Here is a 16668-nt window from a genome sequence, read left to right as displayed (position 1 = left end):
CATTCCGCAACGAGAGCTTGGGTCTGCTTCCCCATCGTCGGGAGAAGAACATCCATTTCTCTATTTGAAAAGGGAACAATGTCGATGACATTGAGCACCTCGACACGGGCCCCAGGGCTCGTGCGGCGGCGCGTGGTCGCCGGGGTCGCAGCCGGGTTCCTGGGAATGGGCGCGGCCCTCGGCAGTGGCCTGATGGCCACCGCCAGCGCGGCTGAGTCCACCACGATCACCGGCGTGGTCCTCGGCGTCGGCGCCAACGAGACCCAGCGCATCGTGAGCTGGTACTCCTCCGCCGACACCGCTCAGAAGATCCAGCTCGCCCCGACCGCCGAGCTGGTCAACGGCGAGTTCCCGGCTGGCGCCGTCAGCTTCGACGCCGTTGGTGCGGCGAACACCTCCACCACCGGCTTCAACCGCCACGCCACGATCACCAACCTGCGTGAGAACGTGGCGTACTCGTACCGGGTCGGCTCCGAGGGCAGCTGGTCCCCGGCGTACGCCTTCAACACGCAGGACTTCGAGGGCGACTACGACTTCCTGTTCTTCGGTGACCCGCAGATCGGCTCCTCCGGTGACCGGCTGAAGGACCAGGCCGGCTGGGAGGAGACCCTGAAGGTCGCCACCGCGGCCAACCCGAACGCCGAACTGCTGGTGTCCGCCGGCGACCACGTGGAGAGCGCCAACGACGAGGGTCAGTGGACCTCGTTCCTGGCCCCCGAGCAGCTGCGCCAGTACCCCCTCGTCGCCACCATCGGTAACCACGACGTCGGCGGCAAGTCCTACGAGCAGCACCACTTCACCCCGAACACCGATCGCTCGTCCCAGTACTACAGCGGGGACCAGGCGACCCGGTCCGGCGGTGACTACTGGTTCATCCACAAGGATGTGCTGTTCATCGACCTCAACAGCAACAGCTACGCCAACCCGGCGGACGGCTCCCCCGGTGGCGACGCGGCGCACGTCGCGTACGTCACCGACGTCATCAACAAGCACGGCTCCGAGGCCAAGTGGAAGGTGCTGGTCTACCACCACTCCATCTACTCGCCGGCCAGCCACGCGACCGACAGCGACAACAAGCAGCGGCGGGAAGACTTCACCACTGCCTTCTCGAACCTCGGCGTCGACATGGTGCTGCAGGGTCACGACCACAGCTACTCCCGCAGCTACTCCATCAAGAACGGCCAGAAGGAGAACCCGGCCGAGCAGCCCGGTGCTGCCGACGTGTTCCCCGGCCCGGGTGGCGTCATCTACGTGACGGCCAACTCGGCCTCCGGCTCGAAGTACTACGACATCAAGAAGCCGGACACCAGTGGCACGGGCATCCGTGGCAACGGCCCGGACCCGCTGGACCCCGCCAAGTACTGGTACAACTCGACGCAGAACCAGGAGCACGTCCGCAGCTACGTCAAGGTGCAGGTGCGCGGCGACAAGCTGGTTCTGGCGAACGTCCGCAGCGGCACCTGCGCGGCGCCGAACGCGGCCGTCGAGAAGGGCCTCTCCTGCGTCAACACCCCGGACGGTCAGCCGATCGGCTCGGTCACCGACAAGGTGACCGTGCACCCGTACCACGGTGACGGCCAGGCCATCCAGGTCAACGTGCCGAACCCGGCCCCGGGTGAGTTCGGCTGGACGATCGACGGTTACAACGGCCTGGTCGACCTGGGCACCGCGCAGGAGCGCGACGGCACCTACTTCGAGGCGGCCGGCAAGATCAACCCGATCCTCGTGTCGGACAGCCGCCGCTCGCTCGCTCCGTGGTCGATCTCGGCCAACGTCGGCGACTTCCAGGACGCCGACAAGACGTTCTCCGGCTCCCACCTCGGCTGGACCCCGTACGTGCTCGACGGCGGCGCGGGTGCCGAGGCCGGTGCTCCGGTCCTATCGTCCTACGACGACCAGGGCAAGGGCCTCTCGGTCTCCAGCGGCCTCGCCGCGGCCGCGCAGGGTCACGCCCGGGGTGGCGCCAAGCTCGGCGCTGACCTGGACCTGAAGATCCCGGACAGCATCGCGAAGGGCAGCTACCGCACCACCCTCACGATCACTGCCCTGAGCAGCTGATCAGACCCTCCTGAGCTGGCGGGGTGGGTGCCTTCGGGCGTCTACCCCGCCGCTCGTTCCAGAACCAACCCATACCGCCTGAGGACCCCGAGATGTCTACGACCCCAACGCGCCGGAAATCGACCGTCGCCGCCCTCCTCCGTACCGCCGCCCTGGCTCTGCTCGCCACCGCCGCCGTTGCCGGCCTGGCTCCGGGCCCCGCGCTGGCAAGGGAAGGCGACGTCGCCTGGACGGTCCGGACGGCCTCCAACAGCTACGGCGCCGCCCGGTCCAGCTTCAGCTACGCCGTGAACCCCGGTGGGCAGGTCGAGGACGCGATGGTCGTCGCCAACCGCGGCCCGGTCCCGCTCAGTCTTGCCGTCTACGCCGCCGACGGCTTCACCACCGGCGCGGGCCAGCTCGACCTGCTCGCCAAGGATGGAAAGTCCGTGGCGGTCGGCGCCTGGGTCCACGCCGATCGCGGCAGCGTCACGATCCAGCCGGGAAAGACCGCCCAGGTCCCCTTCAAGATCACCGTTCCCGACAACGCCACGCCCGGCGACTACGTCGGCGGCGTCCTCACCTCGCTGACACAGGCGGACCAGGCCGAGGGCATCAACGTGGATCGGCGCCTCGGTATCCGGATCAAATTGCGGGTCGGCGGCGAGCTGAAGCCGAGCCTCGCGATCGAGGATCTCCACGTGACGTACGGCGGCACGTTCAACCCGTTCAGCAGGGGCGACGCCACGGTCACCTACAAGATTCACAACTCCGGCAACGCCGCCCTCTCCGGCCAGCAGGCGGTGTCGGTCTCAGGGCCGTTCGGTTCGCTGCGGGTCGGAGCGGCCGGGATCGCGGCACCGCCGGAGCTGCTGCCGGGTGAGAGCTGGACCGTGACGGTGCCCGTACGTGGCGTGGCGCCCGCCGTGTGGCTGGCGGCGACCGCGACCCTCACACCCCGGCTCACCGACGCGTCGGGTTCCACCACCTCGCTCAAGCCGGTCCAGGCCACGACGCACGGCTGGGCCCTGCCATGGATGCTGGCGCTGGTGCTCGTCGTACTGGTCGCCGCACTCGTGGGGACGCTTCAGTACCGACGCCGCAACCAGGTCCGGCGCAGGACGCGTGAGGAGGCCCGGGTGCGCGACGCCGTCGAGCAGGCGCTCCGCGGCCAGGAGCCCCAGGCGTCCTGAGCGCGCGTCACCAGCACCGCCGCTGTCGGTCGCCCTTGTGGGTGAACGCTGCTCAGCCCCGGACCGGGCCCGTTCCGGAGCCGGCATGCTGCGACGGTGACGCCGGCCCGGAGGGGGAATCCACATGGTTGACGGGGATGTGCCCGAGCAGATGCAGGCCGCGGCCTTCGACGAGTTCGGCGGGCCGGAGGTGATCACCCTGCGGATTCTGCCGGTGCCGGAGGTCGCCGACGACGAGGTGCTGATCAAGGTGTGGAACGCCGGCGTCGGGGTGTGGGACGCGTACGAGCGGGAGGGCGTGCTGGTGCCCGAGGGCGCCGCGTTCCCGATCGTGCCCGGCTCCGACGGTGCCGGAACCGTCGCCGCGATCGGCGGCCAGGTGACCAACGTGGCGGTCGGTGACCTGGTCTACGTCGCCGCCACCACCCGGCCGAAGGGCGGTTTCTACGCCGAGTACGCGGTGGCGAAGGCGGAGTACGCCGCAAAGCTGCCCCAGGGTGTGTCGGCGCAGCACGCGGGCGCCATGCCCACCGACGCGCTGACCGCGCTGGCCGGGCTGGACGCCCTCGGTCTGCCGACCGGCGCCTGGCTGCTGATCTTCGGTGCGAGCGGCGGTCAGGGCCACCTGGCCGTGCAGTTGGCCAAGCGACAGGGGCTCAAGGTGATCGCCGTGGCCTCCGGGCCGGACGGCGTGGCACTGGTGACCCGGATCGGCGCCGACGTGTCCCTCGACGGCCACGGCGACCACACCCAGGTGATCGCGCGGATCCGGGAGGCGGCCCCGGATGGCGTGGCCGGAATCCTGGCGATGGCCGGCGGCGAGACGCTGGACCGGCTCACCGAAACGCTGTCCGACGGCGGGGTGGTCGCGTACGCCCACGGTGTGCGGCCGGAGCCGCGCGAGCGGCCGGGCGCTCCGGTCCGCGCGTACGACGGTGTCGCCAACCCCGGGCAGTTGCAGCGCCTCAACGAGCTCATCGAGGCGGGGCCGTTCGAGGTGCACGTCGCCGAGACGTTCCCGCTGGGCAAGGTGGTGGAGGCCCACCGGCGGCTGAAGACCTCCTTTCCGGGCAAGCTGCTGCTGACGATCCGCTAGAGGCGAGGGCGATCACGGCCCGGTCGTCGCCAGGTAGCCGGCGAGGTGACCGGCGGCCACCAGCATCGCGTGTCCGCGCGTGGCCAGCCGTTCCCGCCAGGCGTGCAGGGACGCCGCCAGCGGCCCCGGGCCGTCGGCCGCGCGTACCTGCCGCATCACGGTCGCGATGTGGTCCAACCGGTAACCGCCCCGGCGCAGGAGATGGGCCAGCTCGGCGTCGCGGACGTCCTCGGGGCCGTACTGCCGCTGCTGTGAGGGGCGGTCGCGCGCCGGGGACAGGACGCCGGCCCGCTCCCACTTCCGAAGCGTCGCCGGTGTCACCCCGAGCCGGTGGGCGAGGTCGCCGACGGTCAGCGGTCGGCCGGGCGGGGTCGGGGTCGGCGCGGCGGTGAGCACCCCGATGGTCGTCTCGACGGCGTCGAGCGTTTCGCGGTCGCGCAGCAGTTGCGCGTGACTGGTGTCGACGGCGCGCAGGGCGGTGCCCAGGTCGCCGCCGACGGCGGCCCGCATGATCTCGCCACCCGTCGCGTACCCGTGCGCCGCGACGAGCGCCAGGTACGCGCGCAGCCCCGCGGCGTGCACCTCGGTGTAGACCCGGTAGCCGCTTGGCGTACGCCGGGCTGCGGGGATGACGCCGTCGCGCTCGTAGTTGCGGACGGCCTGGCTGGAGATGCCGTGCTCCCGGGCCAGGTCCACCGGCCGGTAGGCATGTCCTGCGCTTTGAGGGTTCAGCTCGGGCTCCAACGGCGGCAACGGCAAGAGTCTCAACGGGCGGTTCAACGATACGGTGAAGGTCATGGCTTCTTCATCCATGCCCGCCGCCTGGTCGTTCGACCTCGGCGCCGACGACATCGCCGAGCTCATCCTCGCCCTGCCCGAGGTGGCCGTCGTCCTCGCCGACGAGGCTTCCGGCGCACCACGGTCCAGCTGGGGCGACCGGTTCTTCTTCGTCGGGCCGGACCGCCGCCGGCCGTTCGCCACCCTCGTCGGGCAGGACACCGCCGGCTTCGACGAGGACTCGGAACTCGACCGGCCCGGAGTCTTCCGGCTCAGCCTGGACCTCGGCCGGGAGGAGTTCGAGCGTCGGTTCGGCTACCCGCCGGCGCAGTCCGCCGAGCATCGCTCCGCGATCGACTTCACGGCGCTCGACCAGATCGTTCCCCATCCCGCGTACGGCACCCACGGGTGGGCGTGCGTGCTCAACCCGGGTCCGCGCAGCCTGACCGAGGTCGACCGGTTGCTCGCGCACGCGCATCACCGGGCGCTACGGCGCCACCAGCGTTCGCTCGACCGCCAGCACCGCCCGGACTGATCCCACGCGCCGGCACCGGCGGCTTCGTCACACCTCGGATCGGTCCCGGGGTTGCGGGACGCGTACCGATGCCATGCCGGCCGCGGTGGCGGCCCGGATGCCCAGGTCGGTGTCCTCGAACACCAGGCAGGAGCCCGGGGGTACGCCGAGCTGCTCCGCCGCGAGCAGGAAGGCCTCCGGGTCGGGCTTGGCCCGCGTGTAGTCGTCGGCGCAGACCAGCACGTCGAACCGGTCGAGCAGGCCGAGCGCGTCGAGCGAGGCGGTGACCGAGGCCCGGGTGCCGCCGGAGACGACAGCGAACGGGACCCGCCGGTGCGCGGCGTGGATGTGCGCCAGCACCTCGGGCACGGCGGCGAGCTGCGGCAGCTGCTCCTGGTAGTAGCTCTCCCGGCGTTCGTCGACGGTCGCCACCGGCATGGTCAGGCCGTGCCGCTCGTTCAGGGCGACGATGATGTCGGCGGCCGGCCGACCGCCCCACGCGTAGAAGAGGTCCTCGGGGAACTCGCAGCCCCACTCGTCCAGGGCCCGCTGCCACGCGATGTAGTGCAGCGGCATCGAGTCGACGATGGTGCCGTCGCAGTCGAACAGGTACGCCGCGAACTCGCCGGCTGGCAGAGGGAGACTCACCGGAGCAGGCTACAGCGGACGCCGCCCCACCGGCGGATCCGCTCAGTCGGCCGGCTCCTCGGCGATGACGGATTCCAGCCGGCGGAGCAGGTGCGCCCGTTCCGGTTCGGTGCCGACCAGCGTCAGGGCGCTGCGGTACGCCGCCGCGGCCTCGCCGTACCGGCCGAGCCGGCGCAGCAGGTCGGCCCGGGTGGCCGGATAGAGGTGGTAGCCACGCAGCCGCGGATCATCGGCCAACTCGTCCAGCAGGGCGAGCCCGGCCTCCGGCCCGTCCCGCATGGCCACCGCGGCGGCCCGGTTGAGCGCGACGACCGGCGAGGGAACCAGGCCGAGCAGTACGTCGTAGAGCGCCACCACCTGGGGCCAGTCGGTGCTGGCGACGTCGGCGGCCTCGTCGTGCAGTGCGGCGATGGCGGCCTGCAGCCCGTACGGGCCGGGTGGTCCGCCGGTCAGCGCGACCAGCACCAGCCGGCGCCCCTCGTCGATCATGCGGTGGTCCCAGCGTCCGCGGTCCTGGTCGTCGAGGAGGACCACCCCGCCGTCCGGCCCGGTACGCGCGGCGCGCCGGGCGTGGATGAGCAGCATCAGCCCGAGCAGCCCGGCGACCTCCCGCTCGGCGGGCAGCAGCCGGCGCAGGATCCGGGCCAGCCGGATGGCCTCCTCCGCGAGGTCGGTCCGCTGGAGATCCGGGCCGGAGCTGGCGGCGTACCCCTCGGTGAAGATCGAGTAGACCGCCTGGAGCACCGTGGGCAGGCGTTCGGGTAGTTCGTCGGCGCCCGGTACCCGGAACGGGATACGGGCGTCGCGGATCTTCCGCTTGGCCCGGACGAGTCGCTGGGCCATGGTCGCGGGTGGCACCAGGAACGCCCGCGCGACCTCGGTCGTGGTGAGGCCGGCGAGGAAGCGCAGGGTGAGCGCGCCGCGGTCCTGTGCGGGCAGGGCCGGGTGGGCGCAGGTGAAGAAGAGCGCCAGTCGGTCGTCGGGCAGGTCGCGGTCCGCGTCGGCGGGCGGTGCGGCGTCCGCCCGCTCGGCCTCGGCCTGAAGCACGGCGAGCCGGGTGGCCAGCACCCGGTCGCGGCGCAGCCGGTCCACCGCGCGGCGGCGTGCCGTGGTGAGCAGCCAGGCGCCCGGCCGACTCGGGACGCCGTCGGTCGGCCAGTGCACCAACGCCGCCTCGATGGCCTCGGAGGCGACCTCCTCGGCCAGGTCGAGGTCGCCGAAGCGATGCACGAGCGAGGCGAGCAGCCGGCCACGCTCCTCCCGAAACACCGCCTCGACGGACGACCCGACCGGCCCCGTTCCGGCTGCCCCCTTGTCGGGCACCGTCAGACCTCGACCTCGATCTCGGCGACCGGGCGCACCTGGACCGACCCGCCGCCGAGGGCACCCGGGCTGCGGGCCGCCCATTCCAGTGCGGCGTCGAGGTCCGGCACGTCGATGATGTCGTACCCGCCGAGCACCTCGCGGGTCTCCGCGAACGGTCCGTCGGTGATCGTGCGATCGCCGGCCGGGCCGACCTGCACGGTCGTGCAGGTGGTCAGATCCTGCAAGGGGTACCCGGACACCCAGATCCCGGCGTCCTTCATCTCCCGGTCGTAGCGGATCCAGTCCTCGAAGTCGCACCCGTCGACGGGCGCGTCCCATTCCGTCGTGGGGCTCATGAACAGCAGCATGTACTTCACGTTTCGGCTCCTCTCGGTGCGGCGGGTCGCCGTACAGCATGACGACGGACGGGCACCGGGGATATCGACACGGCGGCCGGAAAACTTTCCGAGGCTCACGGACTGACCGGCGGCGCTGCTTGGATCTGCGGGCCGCATCGGTCGACCCGCCGCTCGACGCGGGAGCGGGCCGCCGGACGGTTCAGCCGGTCCCACCGTCCGGCGGCGCCCCTACGTCAGGCCGGGGCGTCCGTCCGCCGCCTGCTCCGCTCGGCCCGCCGGCGAACCTGCTGGTACGCGCCGGTCAGCCCCATCGCCCGACGGACCTCGATCAGCGTCTGCCGTACCTCCTGACGGGTCCGTTCGGTGCCCTCGACGATCAGCCGGTCGACCAGCCCGCGGTCGGCCTCGATCGCGGCCCGACGTTCCCTGATCGGCTCCAGGAACCGCTCCAGCGCGACGATCAGCCGCTCCTTGACCTCGACGTCGCCCACACGCCCGGCCCGGTAGCGCCGGGCCAGGTCGGCCACCTCGTCCCGGTCCGGGTTGAACACCTCGTGGTACGCGAAGACCGGGTTGCCCTCCACCTTGCCCGGCACGTCGGCCCGCACCCGGTTCGGATCGGTGTACATGCCGAGCACCTTGCGACGCACCGTGGCCGGGTCGTCGGAGAGGGCGATCGTGTTGCCCCGGCTCTTGCTCATCTTGGCCGCGCCGTCGGTGCCCACCAGGCTCGGCGTGTCCGCCGGAATCAGTTCGGGGACCGGGAAGACCCGGCCGTACAGGTGGTTGAACCGGCGGGCGATCTCCCGGGTCACCTCGACGTGCGCCGCGTTGTCCCGGCCGACCGGGACCACCTCCCCCTTCACGCAGAGGATGTCCGCGGCCTGGAGCACCGGGTAACCCAGCAGCCCGTACGGCATCTCCTCCTTGCCGGCGTCCCGGGCCATGTCCTTCAACGACGGCACCCGCTCCAGCCGGGGCACGGTCACCAGGTTCTGAAGGAGGGTGTTGAGGTCGCCGACCTCCGGGATGGCGGACTGGAGGTAGAAGGTGGCCCGCGCCGGGTCGACGCCGGCGGCGAGGATGTCGGTCACCATCTCGCGGGCGTTGCCGGAGACCTGGTCGATGTCCTCGCGGCGATTCCTGGTGGTGAGCATGTGCAGGTCGGCGATGATGAAGAAGCTCTCGTAGCGGTGGTGCAGCCGCACCCGGTTGGCGATGCTGCCGACGTAGTGGCCGAGGTGCAGGCGGCCGGTGGGCCGGTCCCCGGTGAGCATTCGTGCGATGGACATGGTGGTGTGCCTCTCGTGCGGAAAGGTTGGATCACGCGTGGGCGCGCGCTGAGCGGGGCGAATTCGCCCCCTCGGTCAGCGGGATCGGCTCAGCGAGCCGTCCGCCATCGCGCGCCGGCGCGGTACCGCAGACCACCAGCACGGAGTACGTCCAGGAGTTGCTCACGGCCATCGCCGGAGCTGGTCGGGAAACCGGGCACGACACCGAGAGGGAGACCGTCGACCATGTCGACCGCCTCCGCCGTGCTGCCCGTCCGGACCACGGCTTCACGCTACCCGTGTTACCGCGCCTGTTGTGGCCGGTAGCTCTCGGCGTAGTAGCTGCCGACGCGTTCCCGGTACTCCGGGCCGGCCGAGTCCGGGTCGAACGGCGGAGCGTCCTTGATCTCCTGCCGTGTCAGTTCGACCTGCACGCTGCGCTCCAGGTGGTCCACCCTGGCCACCGTGCCGGCCGGCAGCAGCACCTTGTGGCCGAGAATCCACGGCCCGGTGTCGACCACCAGGTACTGCGCGTCCGCCTCGTTGCTCGCCTCGTCGACGGTGCCGATCCGCCCGTCGCTCGCCTGCACCCGGTAGCCGACCAGGTCGACGGGTGTGCCGGGGCCGGGAGCGTCCGGCCCTTCGTGCCCACCGTCGGAGCCCTCCGGCGGGGTGACCGACGGGGTGGTCTGCGCGTACCCGCCGGCGAGGGCGGACGGGTCGCGCCAGGCCCACGGATTGAAGATCGAGGGTTGCACGGGCACCTCCGGTGACGGTCTTCGTTCGTACCGTTCCGCAGTGCCCACCCCACTGCGGCCGGAAACAGTTCGGCAATTTCGAGTTCACGGAAATGCCGCTGCGAAATAGGTCATAGCCGTCGTGTGCGGACGACCAGCAGGGACAATGCGCAGGTCAGCACGGCCGTACCCCGCGTTTCGCACATCGGCCGCAGCGGTGCTGTGGCCGCCCGGCACATTCGATCGCGGGCTCGCCGCCAACCATTCTGTTCCCCGCAGGCAGGCAGTGTCGAAAAAGGGGGACGCAGATGTACCGCACCGTTCGACGGTTCGGCGCCGTGCTGGCGCTCGCGCTGGGCATCGTCACGGGAACCGGGAGCGCGGCCCAGGCTGGGACGCTCGATCCATCCTCCCCGCAGGCGCTCTGTGGGTTCGGCTACGACCCGGTCGACCAGGACCCGATTCGGGACGCGCAGATCGGCAGCCGACTCGGCACCGTCCATCTGCTGTACAACCGGGTAACCGGGTTCGGCTGCGCGGCGACCGTGAAGTCGGCCCACCCGGGCACGCTCACCCGGTTCACCTCGGCGCTCCGGTCCGTGACCAGCTCCGCTGGCATACTCGGCTGCCATGGTGCTGTCGCGAGGGTGGGCTCTCTTCCTGGTCGGAGTTGGGATCTGGACCTGGGTGATCTGGCCGAGGTTCGCGGTCGCGATCTGGCAGGACCCGCGCTCCTGGACATCCGGTGCGGTGGGAGACGGCTCGCCTACCAGCTTTCTGTGGGTGCACGCGCTCCTGATCGGGGCGTCCCTGGCGATCGGCACCACCGTCGGCGTCCTCGGTGTCCGCGCCTGGTTCGCCGCCCGCCGCCGCCAGAGCCTTCCGGGCGCCTGACGGTCCTCGCGCACTTCGGCACAGGATCCGCGCGATCCAGTCACCGTGGGTGAGGCTGGAGAGCTCCCTTTGAGCAGCGGTGCCGACCCTTCGAGGAACTGTCCAACGTCTGACCTGGGGATACTCGGCTACGCAGCAAGTGTGACGCGGGACGCTACCCCCGGATTTGACGATCAAACCACGGACGCGTAACTTTCTCTCTGCCAGCGCGGAACGGGGCAAACGGGACGAAGTCCTGGAGCACCGGATCGGGCGGGCAGCCGGGTCAGGCAGGGGTTCGCTCCTGCGGGGCACGGTCCGGGCGGGGCTCGCCGAAACTGCCGCGAGGCGGATTTGGTGCAGCGCAACCGACCGGGTAAGGTTCACCACCGGCAGGGCACCGGGCGAGCTTGCGGGACACCGCAGCGGCCGGCCTGCCGAATCCGACGACCTGACGCAGCGGTTCGCTGCTGCGTGAGTGCGCCGGGACCAACCCGTACGAAGCACGCCAGACCGGGACACACGGTTTGACACGGCGAAGACGGTGAGGTAACGTAGTAAAAGTGCCCGGCGCCACTGAGCGGCGGGGACGCGGACGGAAAGCCCCGAAACGGGGTCCCAGTGAGTGGGGCTTTTGATCGGTGTGTGGTTGTTCTTTGAGAACTCAACAGGGTGCTTGAAAAGCCAGTGCCAATTATGATTTATACCCCGGACTGGTAATCCGTTTTGGATTGCTGGTTGGGATTCCTTTGGCAACATTTGTTTGTTGTCAGGATGCTGTTCGACAATTTTTTGTTGGAGAGTTTGATCCTGGCTCAGGACGAACGCTGGCGGCGTGCTTAACACATGCAAGTCGAGCGGAAAGGCCCTTCGGGGTACTCGAGCGGCGAACGGGTGAGTAACACGTGAGCAACCTGCCCCAAGCTTTGGGATAACCCCGGGAAACCGGGGCTAATACCGAATAGGACCTGGCCTCGCATGAGGTTTGGTGGAAAGTTTTTCGGCTTGGGATGGGCTCGCGGCCTATCAGCTTGTTGGTGGGGTGATGGCCTACCAAGGCGACGACGGGTAGCCGGCCTGAGAGGGCGACCGGCCACACTGGGACTGAGACACGGCCCAGACTCCTACGGGAGGCAGCAGTGGGGAATATTGCACAATGGGCGGAAGCCTGATGCAGCGACGCCGCGTGAGGGATGACGGCCTTCGGGTTGTAAACCTCTTTCAGCAGGGACGAAGCGAGAGTGACGGTACCTGCAGAAGAAGCACCGGCCAACTACGTGCCAGCAGCCGCGGTAAGACGTAGGGTGCGAGCGTTGTCCGGATTTATTGGGCGTAAAGAGCTCGTAGGCGGCTTGTCGCGTCGACTGTGAAAACCCGCAGCTCAACTGCGGGCCTGCAGTCGATACGGGCAGGCTAGAGTTCGGTAGGGGAGACTGGAATTCCTGGTGTAGCGGTGAAATGCGCAGATATCAGGAGGAACACCGATGGCGAAGGCAGGTCTCTGGGCCGATACTGACGCTGAGGAGCGAAAGCGTGGGGAGCGAACAGGATTAGATACCCTGGTAGTCCACGCCGTAAACGTTGGGCGCTAGGTGTGGGGGGCCTCTCCGGTTCCCTGTGCCGCAGCTAACGCATTAAGCGCCCCGCCTGGGGAGTACGGCCGCAAGGCTAAAACTCAAAGGAATTGACGGGGGCCCGCACAAGCGGCGGAGCATGCGGATTAATTCGATGCAACGCGAAGAACCTTACCTGGGTTTGACATGGCCGCAAAACTCACAGAGATGTGAGGTCCTTCGGGGGCGGTCACAGGTGGTGCATGGCTGTCGTCAGCTCGTGTCGTGAGATGTTGGGTTAAGTCCCGCAACGAGCGCAACCCTCGTTCGATGTTGCCAGCGCGTTATGGCGGGGACTCATCGAAGACTGCCGGGGTCAACTCGGAGGAAGGTGGGGATGACGTCAAGTCATCATGCCCCTTATGTCCAGGGCTTCACGCATGCTACAATGGCCGGTACAATGGGCTGCGATACCGTGAGGTGGAGCGAATCCCAAAAAGCCGGTCTCAGTTCGGATCGGGGTCTGCAACTCGACCCCGTGAAGTCGGAGTCGCTAGTAATCGCAGATCAGCAACGCTGCGGTGAATACGTTCCCGGGCCTTGTACACACCGCCCGTCACGTCACGAAAGTCGGCAACACCCGAAGCCGGTGGCCCAACCCCTTGTGGGAGGGAGCCGTCGAAGGTGGGGCTGGCGATTGGGACGAAGTCGTAACAAGGTAGCCGTACCGGAAGGTGCGGCTGGATCACCTCCTTTCTAAGGAGCACCTTCACCTGAAAGGGTGCAAGGAGCCCGCGGCCCGCGGATGTCGGGTCGGGGTGCTCAGATGGCGGAGACACTGGTGAGTTTTCTGCTGGCAACGGCCGGGACGCCTAGTACAGCCACCCTTTGCGGTGGTGGGAACGGTTGGTTCTTCGGTGCGGCTGGGAGATGGCGTAGAGCACCCTGTTGGGTCCTGAAAGAACAACCATGGGTTGTTTCTTTCGGAAAGCCTGTTGTGGAGCGTGAGCGCTTCATGGGCTGCCAGGCATGGCCTGGTTCCACATACCGCCGGCGGTTGTCGGGTCTGGTGTGGGGCTGTTGGGTTGTGGGTTGGTCGTTTGTTGAGAATTGCACAGTGGACGCGAGCATCTTTGTGGTCAAGTTGTCAAGGGCGAACGGTGAATGCCTTGGCACCAGGAGCCGATGAAGGACGTGGGAGGCCGCGATAGGCCTGGGGGAGCTGTCAACCAAGCTGTGATCCCAGGGTGTCCGAATGGGGAAACCTGGCACCAGTCATGTGGTGTCACCCACACCTGAACACATAGGGTGTGTGGAGGGAACGCGGGGAAGTGAAACATCTCAGTACCCGTAGGAAGAGAAAACAATTTAGTGATTCCGTGAGTAGTGGCGAGCGAAAGCGGATTGAGGCTAAACCGGCTGCGTGTGATACCTGTCAGGGGTTGCGTGGTCGGGGTTGTGGGACCCTGCTGAACAAGCTGACACTTGTTCGAGAAGTTACAAAGTCAGTGGCTAGTCGAACAGTCTGGAATGGCTGACCGTAGACGGTGAAAGTCCGGTAGGTGAAAGTTGCTGACCTTCTGTGGGTGTTCCCGAGTAGCGGCGGACCCCTGAAATCTGCCGTGAATCTGCCAGGACCACCTGGTAAGCCTAAATACTTCCTGGTGACCGATAGCGGACGAGTACCGTGAGGGAATGGTGAAAAGTACCCCGGGAGGGGAGTGAAATAGTACCTGAAACCGTTCGCCTACAATCCGTCGGAGCCTTACGGGGTGACGGCGTGCCTTTTGAAGAATGAGCCTGCGAGTTAGTGGCATGTGGCGAGGTTAACCCGTGAGGGGGAGCCGTAGCGAAAGCGAGTCTGAATAGGGCGATTCAGTCGCGTGTCCTAGACCCGAAGCGGAGTGATCTAGCCATGGGCAGGCTGAAGCGCGGGTAAGACCGCGTGGAGGGCCGAACCCACCAACGTTGAAAAGTTGGGGGATGACCTGTGGTTAGGGGTGAAAGGCCAATCAAACTCCGTGATAGCTGGTTCTCCCCGAAATGCATTTAGGTGCAGCGTCGCGTGTTTCTTGCCGGAGGTAGAGCACTGGATGGTCTAGGGGGCCCACAAGCTTACCGAAATCAGCCAAACTCCGAATGCCGGTAAGTGAGAGCGCGGCAGTGAGACTGCGGGGGATAAGCTTCGTAGTCGAGAGGGAAACAGCCCAGATCACCAGCTAAGGCCCCTAAGCGTGTGCTAAGTGGAAAAGGATGTGGGGTCGCATAGACAACCAGGAGGTTGGCTTAGAAGCAGCCACCCTTTAAAGAGTGCGTAATAGCTCACTGGTCAAGTGGTCCCGCGCCGACAATGTAGCGGGGCTCAAGCACACCGCCGAAGCTGTGGCATTCACATTTTAACCTCGCTTGGACTTGATTCCTTGTGCAGGTGTGTGGATGGGTAGGGGAGCGTCGTGCCGCGAGTGAAGCAGCGGGGTGACCCAGTTGTGGACGCGGCACGAGTGAGAATGCAGGCATGAGTAGCGAAAGAAGGGTGAGAAACCCTTCCGCCGGATGACCAAGGGTTCCAGGGCCAGGCTAATCCGCCCTGGGTGAGTCGGGACCTAAGGCGAGGCCGAGAGGCGTAGTCGATGGACAACGGGTTGATATTCCCGTACCCGCGAAAGAGCGTCCCTGACGAACCTCGTTGTGCTAACCACCCGAACTGTCTGACGCCTTCGGGCTGATGGTGGGGAGCGTGGGAACCTGACGGGTAGTAGTCAAGCGATGGGGTGACGCAGGAAGGTAGCTGAGCCCGGCCGGTGGTTGTGCCGGGGTAAGCGTGTAGGCCGTGTTGTAGGCAAATCCGCAACACATGAAGGCTGAGACGTGATGCCGAGCCGATTCAGGTGAAGTCAGTGATCCTATGCTGCCGAGAAAAGCCTCTAGCGAGTTCTTAGCGGCCCGTACCCCAAACCGACACAGGTGGTCAGGTAGAGAATACCGAGGCGATCGGGCGAACTGTGGTTAAGGAACTCGGCAAATTGCCCCCGTAACTTAGGGAGAAGGGGGGCCGGAGACGTGAAGCCCCACGCGGGTGGAGCGTTGTATGGCCGCAGAGAGCAGGGGGAAGCGACTGTTTACTAAAAACACAGGTCCATGCGAAGAAGTAATTCGATGTATATGGACTGACGCCTGCCCGGTGCTGGAACGTTAAGGGGACCTGTTAGCTCTTCGGGGCGAAGCGGAGAACTTAAGCGCCAGTAAACGGCGGTGGTAACTATAACCATCCTAAGGTAGCGAAATTCCTTGTCGGGTAAGTTCCGACCTGCACGAATGGCGTAACGACTTCCCCACTGTCTCAACCACAGGCCCGGCGAAATTGCAGTACGAGTAAAGATGCTCGTTACGCGCGGCAGGACGGAAAGACCCCGGGACCTTTACTATAGCTTGACATTGGTACTCGAATTAGCTTGTGTAGGATAGGTGGGAGCCGGTGAAGTCCATACGCCAGTATGGGTGGAGGCAATCTTGAAATACCACTCTGGTTGATTTGGGTATCTAACTTCGGACCGTTATCCGGTTCAGGGACAGTGTCTGGTGGGTAGTTTAACTGGGGCGGTTGCCTCCTAAAAGGTAACGGAGGCGCCCAAAGGTTCCCTCAGCCTGGTTGGCAATCAGGTGTTGAGTGCAAGTACACAAGGGAGCTTGACTGTGAGACTGACAGGTCGAGCAGGGACGAAAGTCGGGACTAGTGATCCGGCACTTGCGAGTGGAAGCGGTGTCGCTCAACGGATAAAAGGTACCCCGGGGATAACAGGCTGATCTTCCCCAAGAGTCCATATCGACGGGATGGTTTGGCACCTCGATGTCGGCTCGTCGCATCCTGGGGCTGTAGCAGGTCCCAAGGGTTGGGCTGTTCGCCCATTAAAGCGGTACGCGAGCTGGGTTTAGAACGTCGTGAGACAGTTCGGTCCCTATCCGCCGTGCGCGTAGGATACTTGAGAAGGGCTGTCCCTAGTACGAGAGGACCGGGACGGACGAACCTCTGGTGTGCCAGTTGTCCCGCCAGGGGCACGGCTGGTTAGCTACGTTCGGAAGGGATAACCGCTGAAAGCATCTAAGCGGGAAGCCTGCTTCAAGATGAGGTATCCCACCCACTTTGTGGGGTAAGGCCCCCAGCTAGACGACTGGGTTGATAGGCCGGAAATGTAAGCCCGGTAACGGGTTCAGTTGACCGGTACTAATAGGCCGAGGACTTGACTACTAAGCTGCTACGCGTCCACTGTGCAACTCTCGATAAACGAACAACAGACCACACTGTGT

General features: G+C 66.8%; 11 protein-coding genes and 2 rRNA genes. 7 read left to right on the top strand and 6 right to left on the bottom strand.

Going from position 1 to position 16668, the window contains the following annotated elements; genetic code table 11:
- Window positions 1–84 precede the first annotated feature (84 nt).
- The 3 genes from BUS84_RS22300 (at window position 85) to BUS84_RS22290 (ending at window position 4326) form a co-directional block, all read left to right on the top strand.
- A complete protein-coding gene (locus BUS84_RS22300) occupies window positions 85–2058 on the top strand; it encodes a purple acid phosphatase family protein (RefSeq protein WP_074319012.1) in 1974 nt (657 codons plus the stop codon).
- A 92-nt stretch (window positions 2059–2150) separates the two neighbouring features.
- Window positions 2151–3230 (top strand): COG1470 family protein, encoded by a 1080-nt coding sequence (locus BUS84_RS22295; protein WP_074315286.1) that lies wholly within the window; start codon window positions 2151–2153, stop codon window positions 3228–3230.
- A gap of 124 nt (window positions 3231–3354) precedes the next feature.
- Window positions 3355–4326: an NADP-dependent oxidoreductase gene (locus BUS84_RS22290; RefSeq protein WP_208869718.1), complete on the top strand. Its 972-nt coding sequence runs from the start codon at window positions 3355–3357 to the stop codon at window positions 4324–4326.
- 12 nt (window positions 4327–4338) lie between these two features.
- Here the strand turns inward: BUS84_RS22290 and BUS84_RS22285 are convergent, their stop codons facing one another.
- The gene (locus tag BUS84_RS22285) at window positions 4339–5079 is read right to left on the bottom strand and encodes a TioE family transcriptional regulator (RefSeq protein WP_244298679.1); all 741 of its coding nucleotides are present in this window, start codon (window positions 5077–5079) and stop codon (window positions 4339–4341) included.
- Between the two features lie 43 nt (window positions 5080–5122).
- On the opposite strand from BUS84_RS22285, the gene BUS84_RS22280 reads away from it, so the two are divergent.
- Complete coding sequence (locus BUS84_RS22280) at window positions 5123–5638, top strand: DUF6194 family protein (protein ID WP_074319011.1); 516 nt, start codon at window positions 5123–5125, stop codon at window positions 5636–5638.
- A 27-nt stretch (window positions 5639–5665) separates the two neighbouring features.
- Here the strand turns inward: BUS84_RS22280 and BUS84_RS22275 are convergent, their stop codons facing one another.
- From BUS84_RS22275 to BUS84_RS22255, 5 genes are all read right to left on the bottom strand, one after another.
- A complete protein-coding gene (locus tag BUS84_RS22275) occupies window positions 5666–6265 on the bottom strand; it encodes an HAD family hydrolase (RefSeq protein ID WP_074315284.1) in 600 nt (199 codons plus the stop codon).
- A 42-nt stretch (window positions 6266–6307) separates the two neighbouring features.
- Entirely contained in the window at window positions 6308–7588 is a 1281-nt protein-coding gene (locus BUS84_RS22270) for an RNA polymerase sigma factor (RefSeq protein WP_074315283.1), read from the bottom strand.
- 2 nt (window positions 7589–7590) lie between these two features.
- Window positions 7591–7938 carry a YciI family protein gene (locus tag BUS84_RS22265; protein WP_208869907.1) on the bottom strand — a complete coding sequence of 116 codons (348 nt, stop codon included), beginning with the start codon at window positions 7936–7938 and terminating at the stop codon, window positions 7591–7593.
- A gap of 224 nt (window positions 7939–8162) precedes the next feature.
- Window positions 8163–9221 carry a tryptophan--tRNA ligase gene (trpS, locus tag BUS84_RS22260; RefSeq protein WP_074315280.1) on the bottom strand — a complete coding sequence of 353 codons (1059 nt, stop codon included), beginning with the start codon at window positions 9219–9221 and terminating at the stop codon, window positions 8163–8165.
- A 281-nt stretch (window positions 9222–9502) separates the two neighbouring features.
- A complete protein-coding gene (locus BUS84_RS22255) occupies window positions 9503–9958 on the bottom strand; it encodes a PRC-barrel domain-containing protein (RefSeq protein ID WP_074319008.1) in 456 nt (151 codons plus the stop codon).
- Window positions 9959–10567: 609 nt separating this feature from the next.
- Between BUS84_RS22255 and BUS84_RS22245 the strand changes: the two genes are divergently transcribed.
- The 3 genes from BUS84_RS22245 to BUS84_RS22235 all read left to right on the top strand — a co-directional run bounded on the left by BUS84_RS22245 (window position 10568) and on the right by BUS84_RS22235 (window position 16609).
- Entirely contained in the window at window positions 10568–10831 is a 264-nt protein-coding gene (locus BUS84_RS22245) for an SCO4848 family membrane protein (protein WP_074315277.1), read from the top strand.
- A gap of 771 nt (window positions 10832–11602) precedes the next feature.
- Window positions 11603–13119 (top strand): 16S ribosomal RNA (locus BUS84_RS22240).
- A gap of 381 nt (window positions 13120–13500) precedes the next feature.
- A 23S ribosomal RNA gene (locus BUS84_RS22235) occupies window positions 13501–16609 on the top strand.
- The 16S and 23S rRNA genes sit together here, the layout of an rRNA operon.
- Window positions 16610–16668: the final 59 nt, after the last annotated feature.

This window comes from Micromonospora cremea (assembly GCF_900143515.1).
Lineage (GTDB): Bacteria > Actinomycetota > Actinomycetes > Mycobacteriales > Micromonosporaceae > Micromonospora > Micromonospora cremea.
The sequence above is the reverse complement of the archived record's forward strand: the minus strand, read 5'-3'. Positions and strand labels throughout refer to the sequence as shown.

What these genes read in the sequence shown, in the direction of transcription:
- BUS84_RS22300 (WP_074319012.1), top strand. Translation starts at nt 85, where the DNA reads ATGACATTGAGCACCTCGACACGGGCCCCAGGGCTCGTGCGGCGGCGC.
- BUS84_RS22295 (WP_074315286.1), top strand. Translation starts at nt 2,151, where the DNA reads ATGTCTACGACCCCAACGCGCCGGAAATCGACCGTCGCCGCCCTCCTC.
- BUS84_RS22290 (WP_208869718.1), top strand. Translation starts at nt 3,355, where the DNA reads ATGGTTGACGGGGATGTGCCCGAGCAGATGCAGGCCGCGGCCTTCGAC.
- BUS84_RS22280 (WP_074319011.1), top strand. Translation starts at nt 5,123, where the DNA reads ATGGCTTCTTCATCCATGCCCGCCGCCTGGTCGTTCGACCTCGGCGCC.
- BUS84_RS22265 (WP_208869907.1), bottom strand. Translation starts at nt 7,938, where the DNA reads ATGCTGCTGTTCATGAGCCCCACGACGGAATGGGACGCGCCCGTCGAC.
- trpS (WP_074315280.1), bottom strand. Translation starts at nt 9,221, where the DNA reads ATGTCCATCGCACGAATGCTCACCGGGGACCGGCCCACCGGCCGCCTG.
- BUS84_RS22245 (WP_074315277.1), top strand. Translation starts at nt 10,568, where the DNA reads ATGGTGCTGTCGCGAGGGTGGGCTCTCTTCCTGGTCGGAGTTGGGATC.